We start from the raw sequence: 10,462 nt of genomic DNA on the forward strand, positions 1-10,462 counted from the left end.
CCCCACCCCCACGACATCGCCAGATACCCCCCCCCCCCCACAACACACCCTACAATCCACCCCCCCTCACCCGCACCGTGGGGGGGGCGCGGCGCGGGGCCCCCCCCCGGCGCCGCGCGTCTCGGCCGGCGGTGCCGCGGCCGGGAGCTTCTGGAGCTTGACGCGTTCCAGATACCCGCGGAAAACCTAGTCGCCCGCTTAGACGAACGTCTATTAGCAGTTCCTTAAATTCGAACCGACAGATCAACACCCAATCACACACCGCAACCCACCCACCGGCCCAGCCAGCTCACCGCTCGTGCCCCGCCGGCACCCCCACCGAACCCCCGGGCAACATCCCGACACCCGCGCAACGGCCGCAACCCCCCACCCCCCTCGCGAGGCGCAGCGAGCACACGACGATGCGCCCGTACTCCCCACGAGGCGTACGGGCAAAAGCTTTTGACTTGAAGGACCAGCCGAAGGCGAGGTCTGCTCTGACAGTGACCCGAGACGGCGAGTGACCAGCCGGAACGCTCTTGACTGAAGGGCCAGCCGAAGGCGAGGTCTGCTCTGACAGCGACCCAAGACGGCGAGTGACCAGCCGGAACGCTCTTGACTGAAGGGCCAGCCGAAGGCGAGGTCTGCTCTGACAGCGACCCAAGACGGCGAGTGACCAGCCGGAACGCTCTTGACTGAAGGGCCAGCCGAAGGCGAGGTCTGCTCTGACAGCGACCCACGACGGCGAGTGACCAGCCGGAACGTGGGGTCTGGGGGCTCGGCCCCCAGGGGAAAGGTGAGCCGGCCAGGTTCGCGCTTTCTGCGAGCAGGAAGGCCCACCGGCGAGCGGGCGACGAGAATCGAACTCGCGTAATCAGTTTGGAAGACTGAGGCTCTACCATTGAGCTACGCCCGCGCCGACCCTGCCCGTGGACGGGGTCGTTGGGGATAGCTTACTGAATCATCTCCCGTCGGCGCGAACCGGATTCCCCACCAGGTGACTCCTGCGCACGCGCGAGCAAGCGGACCGCATACACTGGCCGACGCCACGGGGTGTGGCGCAGCTTGGTAGCGCACTCGCTTTGGGAGCGAGGGGCCGTGGGTTCAAATCCCGCCACCCCGACTGACAACAACTATTCGGCAGCAACAAGGAGTACGCCTGTGAAGAGCACCGTCGAGACTCTGAGCCCGACCAGGGTGAAGCTCGCCATCGAGGTGCCGTTCGACGAGCTCAAGCCGAGCCTGCAGAAGGCGTACCGGGAGATCGGCGCGCAGGTGCAGGTGCCGGGCTTCCGTCGCGGCAAGATTCCGGCAGCGGTCATCGATCAGCGTGTCGGGCGTGGCGCGGTCCTCAACGAGGCGGTTCAGGAAGCGATTCCGCAGCAGATCCTGGCCGCCGTGCGTGAGCACGACGTCAAGACGCTGGGCCGCCCCGAGGTCGAGATCACCGAGTTCGCCGACAACGAGCCGCTCAAGTTCACGGCTGAGGTCGACGTCCGGCCCGAGATCGCCGTGCCCGATCTCAAGACCATCTCGGTGACCGTCCCGGCCGTCGAGATCGGCGACAACGAGATCGACGAGCAGATCAACGGCCTGCGCGAGCGTTTCGCCACGCTCAAGACGGTTGACCGGCCGGCCGCTGAGGGCGACTACGTGCAGCTCGACCTGAAGGCCACGGTTGACGGCCAGGAGGTTCCGGGCGGCTCGGCGACCAACATCTCGCACGAGGTCGGCAGCAAGCAGCTGCTTCCGGGCCTCGACGAGGTGCTGGTGGGCCTGGTCGCGGACGCCGACGCCCAGTTCACCACCCAGCTGGTGGGTGGCGACTTCGCCGGCCGTGACGCCGACGTCGAGGTCAAGGTCCGCAGCGTCAAGGACAAGCAGCTGCCCGAGGTGGACGACGACTTCGCGCAGATGGCGAGCGAGTTCGACACCCTGGAGGAGCTGCGCAACGACCTGCGTGAGCGGCTGACCAAGGTGAAGAAGGTCGAGCAGATCTACGCGGCTCGTGACGAGGCGCTCAAGCAGCTGGTCGAGGCCGCCGACATCCCGGCGCCCGAGGGTGTCGTGAAGGACGAGGTCGACGGTCGCAAGCAGGCCATGACCGACCAGCTGGAGCGGATCGGCGCGACCCTGCAGGACTATCTGACCTCGGAGGACAAGACCGAGGAGCAGATCGACCAGGAGCTGACCGAGGCCGCTCAGGAGGGCGTCCGCATTCAGCTGCTGCTCGACACGATCGCCGACGCCGAGGACGTGCAGGTTTCGGACGACGAGTTCGGTCACGAGATCGTCCACCGGGCCCAGCGCGCCCAGATGCAGCCGCAGCAGTACTACGACCAGCTGGTGCAGTCGGGCGCCGCGGCCGCCGTGTTCGGCGACGTGCGCCGGGGCAAGGCGCTGGCCTCGGTCATGGAGCAGGTCGAGATGAAGGACTCGGAAGGCACCGTCCTGACCCTCGACGACCTCCGTGCCGCGTCCGAGGACGAGCACGCCGGTCACAACCACTGAGCTTGCTGGACCGCGATCGCCCCTCGGCGGGGCGATCGCGGTTCTGGGTTCTGCGGCCGCCTGCGCTGTCAGCGAACACCTGCCCGAGCGGGAAGCTGATGCGCATTCGACCGGTTAGGTTGGTCGTACGACGGACGACCTGCCGGCCACGAACCTGAGGCCGACACAGTTAGCTGTGAAGGGCTGCCATGACCGATCTTCATCTCCCCGCGAGCCCTGTGCTGCGCGGTGAATCCCTCAGTGGCAACCTCGACGACTCGGTCTTCAACCGCCTGCTGCGTGAGCGCATCATCTTCCTCGGCAGCGAGGTGACCGACGCGGTGGCCAACCGCATCTGCGCGCAGCTGCTGCTGCTTTCCGCCGAGGACCCTGAGCGCGACATCAACCTCTGGATCAACTCGCCCGGTGGCTCGGTCTACTCGGGCATGGCGATCTACGACACGATGCAGTTCATCGACAACGATGTGCAGACCGTGGCCATGGGCATGGCCGCGTCGATGGGGCAGCTTCTGCTCTGCGCCGGCGCTCCCGGCAAGCGCTTCTCGCTGCCGCACGCGCGCATCATGATGCACCAGCCCTCGGGCGGCATGGGCGGCACGGCCGCCGATATCGCCATCCAGGCCGAGCAGATGCTTTACACCAAGCGCATGTTCCAGGAGCGGGTTGCCTTCCACACCGGGCAGACTCAGGAGCAGATCGAGCGCGACTCCGACCGGGACCGTTGGTTCACGGCGGAGGAGGCCAAGGACTATGGCTTCATCGACAAGGTGATCACCGGGGCCACGCAGGTTCCCGAGGGCGCCGGAACGCTGAACTGAGGAGCTGAACAATGACTGACCTGACCTTGCCCTCCGGGTTCGCGCCGGTGCACAACCGCTACGTGCTGCCCTCCTTCGTCGAGCGTTCTTCGAACGGGATGATGAAGGAGACGAACCCGTACAACAAGATGTTCGAGGACCGGATCATCTTCCTCGGCGTGCAGGTGGACGACGCGTCGGCCAACGACGTGATGGCCCAGCTGCTGACGCTGGAGAGCTCCGACCCCGACCGCGACATCCTGATGTACATCAACTCGCCCGGCGGCTCCTTCACCGCCATGACGGCGATCTATGACACGATGCAGTATGTCCGCCCCGACATCTCCACGGTCTGCCTGGGGCAGGCGGCCAGCGCGGCCGCCGTTCTGCTGGCCGGTGGCACGGCGGGCAAGCGGATGGCGCTGCCGCACTCCCGGGTGCTGATCCACCAGCCGGCCACCGAGGGCGGCTACGGACAGGGCTCGGACATCGAGATCCAGGCGCGTGAGATCCTCCGTATGCGTACGCAGATGGAAGAGATGATTTCGCGTCACTCGGGTCGCACGCCCGAGCAGGTCCGCAAGGATGTCGATCGCGACAAGATCATGACGGCCGACGAGGCCAAGGAGTACGGTCTGGTCGACGTCGTGCTCGCGAGCCGTAAGAAGAGCCTCCAGTCGGTGGGCTGAGGCATCGTGTCGGGGGCCGGCCGGAGCGGATAAACTGGCCGACCCCCTGACACGCCCGTTTTGGGGGGTCGGAGAACGGCACCTTTGCGGGTAACGTCGAGCATGCAGCCTCAGTTACACGGCTCGGCAGACGATGAGATGGCAACGGGACAATCAGTCCCCGGGATCTGGGGTTGGCGCGAGCCGGCCGATGAGCTCAAGGAGAACGTAGGTGGCACGGATCGGCGACGGCGGCGACCTACTGAAGTGCTCCTTCTGTGGGAAGTCACAGAAGCAGGTCAAAAAGCTCATTGCGGGCCCTGGGGTCTACATCTGCGACGAGTGCATCGACCTCTGCAACGAAATCATCGAAGAGGAACTGGCTGAGACCGGCGAAGTGAAGTGGGAAGAGCTTCCCAAGCCGATGGAGATCTGCCAGTTCCTGGACCAGTACGTGGTGGGCCAGGAGCAGGCTAAGAAGGCTCTCTCGGTCGCGGTCTACAACCACTACAAGCGGATTCAGGCCGAGTCGAGCGGTGCGCCCGGTGGGGGCAGCGACGTCGAGGTGGCCAAGTCCAACATCATGCTCATCGGGCCCACGGGCTGCGGCAAGACTCACTTGGCGCAGACGCTGGCCCGCATGCTCAACGTGCCGTTCGCGATCGCGGACGCCACGGCGCTCACCGAGGCCGGCTATGTGGGTGAGGATGTCGAAAACATCCTGCTCAAGCTCATTCAGGCCGCCGACTACGACGTGAAGCGCGCCGAGCAGGGCATCATTTACATCGACGAGGTCGACAAGATCGCCCGCAAGAGCGAGAACCCGTCGATCACCCGGGATGTCTCCGGTGAGGGCGTCCAGCAGGCCCTCCTCAAGATCCTTGAGGGCACGGTGGCGAACGTTCCGCCGCAGGGCGGCCGCAAGCACCCGCACCAGGAGTTCATCCAGATCGACACCACCAATGTGCTGTTCATCGTGGGTGGCGCGTTCGCCGGGCTGGACCGCATCATCGAGTCCCGCGTCGGTCACGGCGGTGTCGGTTTCGGTGCCCACCTGCGGTCGATCTCCGAGCGGAACACCGATGACATCTTCAGCCGGGTGATGCCCGAAGACATGCTGAAGTTCGGCCTGATTCCCGAGTTCATCGGTCGTCTGCCGGTCATCACCACGGTGCGTAACCTCGACCGCGAGGCTCTGATCAAGATTTTGACCGAGCCGCGCAACGCGTACGTCAAGCAGTACCAGCGTCTCTTCGAGCTGGACGGCGTCGAGCTGGAGTTCGACTTCGGCGCACTCGAGGCCATCGCCGACCAGGCCATGCTGCGCGGCACGGGCGCCCGCGGTCTCCGCGCGATCATGGAGGAAGTCCTGCTCTCCGTGATGTACGAGGTACCAAGCAACCCCGACGCCGCCCGCGTAGTCATCACGCGCGAGGTAGTCCTCGAAAACGTCAACCCGACGATCGTCCCGCGCGAGTTCGTGGGCCGCCGTCGCCGCGAGCGCGAGGAAAAGTCCGCCTGATCCCCGGTGCGCGGGTGTGGCTCCCACAAGCACACCCGCGTCCCCGGACGCCGCTGACCTCCGCAGGCCGCGCTCCTTCGCTGTCCGCGCACGCCGGAATTGCTGGTCCTCCGCTGTCCGCGCACGCCGGAATTGCTGGTCCTTCGCTGTCCGCGCACGCCGGAACTGTTGGTCCTTCGCTGTTGGCGTAGGCCGGAACGGCCGGTCTTGCTCTGTCCCGCGCAGGCGGAATCGCTGTTCCTCCGCTGCCGGCGCACGTACCGCCAAAGTCGGGCGGACATCCGCGCAGGCCGGAACTGCTAGTTGTCCGCTGTCCGCGCAGGCCGGAACCGCCAGCCACGCTCGTCACCCAAGCGCGGCCGAGCCATGCCGCTGGGGCCGGCCCGGTCACCCGGCTTCCGGCTGGCTTCGCTCCCGTCGTGAGAGCGTTTCGATCACCTTCGCGGCCCAGCGGATGTTCAACTGCTCGTACTCACGCCCGGCCATGAGCGTCAGGTAGGGGCCGACCTCGTCGCTGTCCCGCAAGTATTCGTCTTCACTGCGCCCGTCGAGCAGCCGATCGCGCAGCTGGTCATAGCGGGCCAGCTTTTCGCGCGACCGTGTTTCCCGTGCTCGCGCCGCCTCGATGAGCGTTGCCGGTTCCCCGGTCCGGTCGGCCGCCTGCAGTTTGACGAGCAATTCGTCGCGCATGGCCGGCGGCTTGGACGGCCGACGCCCGAATTCGCGCAGTTCATCGAGTCCTTTTTCCGTCATCGTGAACACGCGTTTGTTGGGCCGCCGGGTCTGCTCGACGACGCGCGCCTCGACCAGGCCGTCCTGCTCGAGCCGTTCCAGGTCCCGGTACAGCTGCTGCGGCGTTGCCGTCCAGTAGTCCGCGACCGCCACGTCGAACCGCTTGGCCAACTCGTACCCGGACGCCTCGCCCTGCGACAGGGCGGCCAGCAGTGCGTGGCGCAGCGACATCTGGACTTCCTCCCGTACGGCGGGCTACTTTAATTCGCACCTATTCAATTAGTTGAGTATAGGGGTCGCGCCGTGCATCCGTTCCGAGCCGCCATCGAATCCCGCGACGTGGAGGCCGCCCTGGCCCTCCTCCACGAGGACGTCGTCTTCCGAAGCCCGGTCGTCTACACGCCCTACCGCGGCCGCTTCGCCGTGGCGCCGATCCTCCGGGCCGTGATCCAGGTCTTCGAGGACTTCCAATACACCCACGAACTCTCCGACGCCCCCTCCCACGCACTGCTCTTCAAGGCCCGCATAGGCGACAAGCACCTCGAGGGCTGCGACTTCCTGCACGCCGGCCCCGACGGCCAGATCGCCGAGTTCACCGTGATGATCCGCCCCCTGAAGGGCATCCAGGCTCTGGCCGAAGCCATGCGGTCCCGGCTGACATGACCACCGCCCGCGAGATCGACACCCCACCCGAGCTGGAGGCCTTGGCCGCCCTGACCCCCACCCACTACCGCGAGTCCTTCACCCTTCCGATCACCCCCGCCCCATCACCCCAACCAACTCCGTCCCCGTCCTCCGCCGCAGCCCCCGCCCCGGCCATGGCGTCGGTCTCGGCCCCGGCCTCAGTGCAGGCGTCAGCCCCGGCGTCCGCGCCCGCCCCGTTGTCCGCCTCCGCCGCAGTTTCGGCCCCGACGAGCCCGCGAACGGCCGAGGAATGGGCACGACTCGTCCTCGAGCGCGCTTCCTGGAAGGCTCGCGCCCAGATGGTCACGGTCTGGATCCTCCTGGGCATCCCTCTAGCCCCGCCGTGGTACCGATCCCAGGTGCTGGGCTGGCGCATCCTCCACAACACGCCAACGGCCATCGTTCTGCAGTCCCGCGCCGCCGTAGGCATCACCGCCCGCCTCGTCTTCGCCATCTCGGAGACGCACCTGATCCAGGCGATGCTGATTCGCTACGACCACCCGCCCGGTCGCCAGGTCTGGTCGCGTCTGGCGCCCCAGCACCGCCGTTTCCTCCAGGCCCTGCTCACTCGAGCCGCCCGGTTTCTTCCCGCCTGACCTTCCATCGCATTTCCCTTCTGATCCGAGCCGACGGACCTCTCCCACTGCGGCACGGGAGCACCGGCGCCGGCAGGATCCCCCGCGGTTGGCCGCAATTTTGGCCTCGCCGGGGCGTCTTGCCCAGATCCTTTTGTACTGGTTCAAAGGGTGGCTTTGGGAGGTTGGTCGAAGGCGCCCACGCTCGTAGGCTTCACCCATGCGAGTAGCGGTGTGTCAGGTCAATTCGCGAGCCGATCGGGATCACAACCTGCAGGTCGCCCGCGAGCTGCTCGATCGGGCTGCAGCCGCCGGCGCCGAGCTGGCCGTGCTGCCCGAATACGTCGACTACCTGGGCCCCGGCGACACCGCGCCCAAGCCCGAGGGCATCGACGGCGAGTTCGCCCAATTCTTCGCGAACGCCGCCCGCGACCTCGGCATCTGGGTACACGCCGGCTCTTTCCACGAGACCGGCCCCGATGACCGCCGCACCTACAACACCTCGCTGGTCTTCGATCCGCGCGGAGAGCTGGTCACCCACTACCGCAAGATCCACCTGTACGACGTGGAGATCGCCGGCCGAGTCTCCTATCAGGAGTCCCGTTCGGTGGCCCCGGGCGACGAGACCGTGGTGGCCGACATCGCCGGAGTCCGTACGGGCCTCTCGATCTGCTACGACCTGCGATTCCCCGAGATCTACCGCCGGCTCGCCGTCGAGGGCGAGGCCCGCATCCTGGTCGTCCCGGCCGCCTTCATGATGCACACCGGCCGTGACCACTGGGAGGTTCTGCTCCGGGCGCGCGCGATCGAAAACCAGTGCTACGTCGTGGCCGCTGGCCAAATCGGAGACCACGACCCTTCCCGTACGTGTTTCGGCCGCAGCATGATCATCGACCCCTGGGGCACGGTCCTCACCCAGGCCCCCGACTCCGTAGGTATAGCCACCGCCGACCTCGACCTGGCCCGCCTCGACCAGATCCGGTCCGAACTCCCCAGCCTGGCCAACCGCCGCCTCTGACCACTCCATGGTCTCTGCGGAACCGCCCGTACGAGCCGCGGTGGTCGGGCGGATCGCTGGTGTGCGGGGATCGGGTGAGTCTCGGCGCCGGTATGCATCTATGGCTCGGTGTAGACGCTCGCGCGTAGTGGCCGTGCCCCGCCCGGTCCACGGCGGCGGCCCGGTCCACGCTGGCGACGGGCGGGTCTTGGGGGAGTCCCTCAACGCGCTCGTCCCGGCCAAGACGCTCATGGCCAGGCGGTAGCGGTCGGTGGCCGGCAGAGCCCGGGCCGTGGTGGTGGAGTTCAAGACTCGGATGCGCCCGCGAGGTCGCGGCTGACCTTTCGGCGTATCTCGCACAAGAGCGGCGCGCGTCTACTAACTGCTCAGGACCTGCTGTTCTAGAAGCGCGTCGACCGGCTGGCATCGCCGGCTCGCCACTGTGCTTGGCGCAGCAGGGCACAGGCACGACTGGGATTCCCCGGGCAACCCATTGCGGTCACCGCTGTGTTCAGGACAGGAATGGTGTTGGAGCCCGGGAGGGATGAGGCGTAGGGATTCAGAACCTGCGTGAGGGGAGCCTTCAACCTGCACGGTGTGTTTCGAGCCTGTGCGGGGAGCGTATGAGTCTGTGCAGGGGAGCTTTGAGCCTGCGCGGCGGTCTGCCCCTGGGCGGGCGCGGGGGAGTCTGAGCCTGTGCAAGGGAGCTATGAGCCTGCGTGGTGTTCCGACTCTGCGCAAGGCGCGGGGGAGTCTGAGTCCGGGCCTGTGCGAGGGAGCTTGACCCTGCGCGGAGCTCTGACCCTGCGAGGGCGCGGAGGTTTTGAGTCTGAGCCTGTGCGAGGGAGCCTCTGAGCCTGCGCGGCGTCTGACCCTGCGCGGGGATTCTGAGGTTGGGCCTGTGCCAGGCCCGTGTCCGCGCGGGCGCGGGGATTCTGGGTCTGAGCCTGTGCGAGGGAGCTTTGAGGCTGCGCTGGGTCTGACCCTGCGCCGGGTTCTAGCCTGGGGGCCCGGAGGATTCTGAGTCTGAGTCCGTGCGAGGGAGGTTTGAGGCTGCGCGGGCGTCTGACCCTTCGCGGGGACCGGAGGCAGTGAGCCTGTGCGGGGAGGCTGAGCTGCGCGAGCAAGCTTTGAGCCGGCGGGGGTCTGACCCTGGGTGGGGAAGCCTTGAGCGCGGACGGCGTGACTCAAAGCCTGCGCGGGAATCGGGCGGGCTGCTCTGCATAGTCGATATTGGCCTGTGTCAGCGGCGTCACAGGAGCTGCACTAAGTAACCGACCAGTGCCAGACCGATTACGGCGCCGCCACTCAGGAGCATGGCCCCGCCCATGCGGGACGGACCCCGTTCCAGGAGCCGGCGTACGGAGACCACCAGCGTGACCAGCACAAGCGTGCCGATGAGGAACTGTCCGAAGGGCATGATCATGTCAATGAACGCGTCGGCCGCCAGCGTCCCGGAAGCTCCCATGCATCCACTCTTTCACGATGTGAAGCGGTTTCGGGGCGTCTCCGCGCAGGGGCGGGGACGGGGGTCGATTTGCATGCGCGGTACTCGGTCGCGTAACTTTCTCTCTGCCCGAGGGAAACCCGGACGAACGGAGCGAAAGCGACGGTCGCCAGGCAGCCCGAAAGGCAAGGCGTTAAGCTTGACGAAGTTCGGGCGGAGCGGAGCAAGGCAACTTGCGCCAGCGAAACCGACCGGGTAAGGTAGTCAAGCCAGCGGGAACCGGGCAAGCAGATCACTGAGTGATCGTCGGCCGGTCCGCGAGGCCACCCTCACGATCTACCCGCCGGAAAGCGGGTTCGACTCGTGAGGCAAACTTGGGCGATGCAAGCAAGATCCTGGATCTTGCGCTTGCGAAGTCGACCGGGTAAGTTTGAGCGGTTGCCCCGGAGCGGTTGGCCGGGTGTGGTTGTTCTTTGAGAACTCAACAGGGTGCTTGATAAGCCAGTGCCAATTAGTTATACCCCGGCCGGCTTCTTTCGGGAAGTTTGGT

Annotated in this window: 9 protein-coding genes and 2 tRNA genes; 8 read left to right on the top strand and 3 right to left on the bottom strand. The window is 66.6% G+C overall.

Annotated elements, in window-relative coordinates; genetic code table 11:
- Window positions 1-824: 824 nt before the first annotated feature.
- Window positions 825-895: transfer RNA gene (locus tag ACZ3I4_RS36215), tRNA-Gly, on the bottom strand.
- A 133-nt stretch (window positions 896-1,028) separates the two neighbouring features.
- On the opposite strand from ACZ3I4_RS36215, the gene ACZ3I4_RS36220 reads away from it, so the two are divergent.
- The 5 genes from ACZ3I4_RS36220 (at window position 1,029) to clpX (ending at window position 5,477) form a co-directional block, all read left to right on the top strand.
- Window positions 1,029-1,102 (top strand) — tRNA-Pro (locus ACZ3I4_RS36220).
- Between the two features lie 38 nt (window positions 1,103-1,140).
- Window positions 1,141-2,490, top strand: coding sequence for a trigger factor (gene tig, locus ACZ3I4_RS36225; protein ID WP_465386596.1), 1,350 nt, complete (start codon window positions 1,141-1,143; stop codon window positions 2,488-2,490).
- Between the two features lie 188 nt (window positions 2,491-2,678).
- Window positions 2,679-3,308, top strand: a complete 630-nt coding sequence (locus tag ACZ3I4_RS36230; RefSeq protein ID WP_465386597.1) for an ATP-dependent Clp protease proteolytic subunit — start codon at window positions 2,679-2,681, stop codon at window positions 3,306-3,308.
- Window positions 3,309-3,319: 11 nt separating this feature from the next.
- Entirely contained in the window at window positions 3,320-3,976 is a 657-nt protein-coding gene (locus ACZ3I4_RS36235; RefSeq protein ID WP_203383875.1) for an ATP-dependent Clp protease proteolytic subunit, read from the top strand.
- 211 nt (window positions 3,977-4,187) lie between these two features.
- Window positions 4,188-5,477: an ATP-dependent Clp protease ATP-binding subunit ClpX gene (gene clpX / locus ACZ3I4_RS36240; protein WP_465386598.1), complete on the top strand. Its 1,290-nt coding sequence runs from the start codon at window positions 4,188-4,190 to the stop codon at window positions 5,475-5,477.
- Between the two features lie 387 nt (window positions 5,478-5,864).
- Here clpX and ACZ3I4_RS36245 read toward each other — a convergent pair whose 3' ends face one another.
- Window positions 5,865-6,440 carry a PadR family transcriptional regulator gene (locus ACZ3I4_RS36245; protein WP_465386599.1) on the bottom strand — a complete coding sequence of 192 codons (576 nt, stop codon included), beginning with the start codon at window positions 6,438-6,440 and terminating at the stop codon, window positions 5,865-5,867.
- A gap of 72 nt (window positions 6,441-6,512) precedes the next feature.
- Here ACZ3I4_RS36245 and ACZ3I4_RS36250 point away from each other — a divergent pair, with 72 nt between their 5' ends.
- The 3 genes from ACZ3I4_RS36250 (at window position 6,513) to ACZ3I4_RS36260 (ending at window position 8,486) form a co-directional block, all read left to right on the top strand.
- The gene (locus tag ACZ3I4_RS36250) at window positions 6,513-6,872 is read left to right on the top strand and encodes a nuclear transport factor 2 family protein (RefSeq protein ID WP_465386600.1); all 360 of its coding nucleotides are present in this window, start codon (window positions 6,513-6,515) and stop codon (window positions 6,870-6,872) included.
- Complete coding sequence (locus tag ACZ3I4_RS36255) at window positions 6,869-7,489, top strand: hypothetical protein (RefSeq protein ID WP_465386601.1); 621 nt, start codon at window positions 6,869-6,871, stop codon at window positions 7,487-7,489. Before ACZ3I4_RS36250 ends, ACZ3I4_RS36255 begins: the two co-directional genes overlap by 4 nt.
- A 199-nt stretch (window positions 7,490-7,688) precedes the next feature.
- Window positions 7,689-8,486: a carbon-nitrogen hydrolase family protein gene (locus ACZ3I4_RS36260; protein WP_465386602.1), complete on the top strand. Its 798-nt coding sequence runs from the start codon at window positions 7,689-7,691 to the stop codon at window positions 8,484-8,486.
- A gap of 1,231 nt (window positions 8,487-9,717) precedes the next feature.
- Here ACZ3I4_RS36260 and ACZ3I4_RS36265 read toward each other — a convergent pair.
- Window positions 9,718-9,933 carry a hypothetical protein gene (locus tag ACZ3I4_RS36265; protein WP_465386603.1) on the bottom strand — a complete coding sequence of 72 codons (216 nt, stop codon included), beginning with the start codon at window positions 9,931-9,933 and terminating at the stop codon, window positions 9,718-9,720.
- Between the last annotated feature and the right edge of the window lie 529 nt (window positions 9,934-10,462).

This window comes from Actinoplanes sp. NPDC021490, assembly GCF_055562135.1.

Coding starts and splice junctions, on each gene's coding strand:
- ACZ3I4_RS36230 (WP_465386597.1), top strand. CDS start 2,679: ATGACCGATCTTCATCTCCCCGCGAGCCCTGTGCTGCGCGGTGAATCC.
- ACZ3I4_RS36235 (WP_203383875.1), top strand. CDS start 3,320: ATGACTGACCTGACCTTGCCCTCCGGGTTCGCGCCGGTGCACAACCGC.
- ACZ3I4_RS36245 (WP_465386599.1), bottom strand. CDS start 6,440: ATGTCGCTGCGCCACGCACTGCTGGCCGCCCTGTCGCAGGGCGAGGCG.
- ACZ3I4_RS36255 (WP_465386601.1), top strand. CDS start 6,869: ATGACCACCGCCCGCGAGATCGACACCCCACCCGAGCTGGAGGCCTTG.
- ACZ3I4_RS36260 (WP_465386602.1), top strand. CDS start 7,689: ATGCGAGTAGCGGTGTGTCAGGTCAATTCGCGAGCCGATCGGGATCAC.
- ACZ3I4_RS36265 (WP_465386603.1), bottom strand. CDS start 9,933: ATGGGAGCTTCCGGGACGCTGGCGGCCGACGCGTTCATTGACATGATC.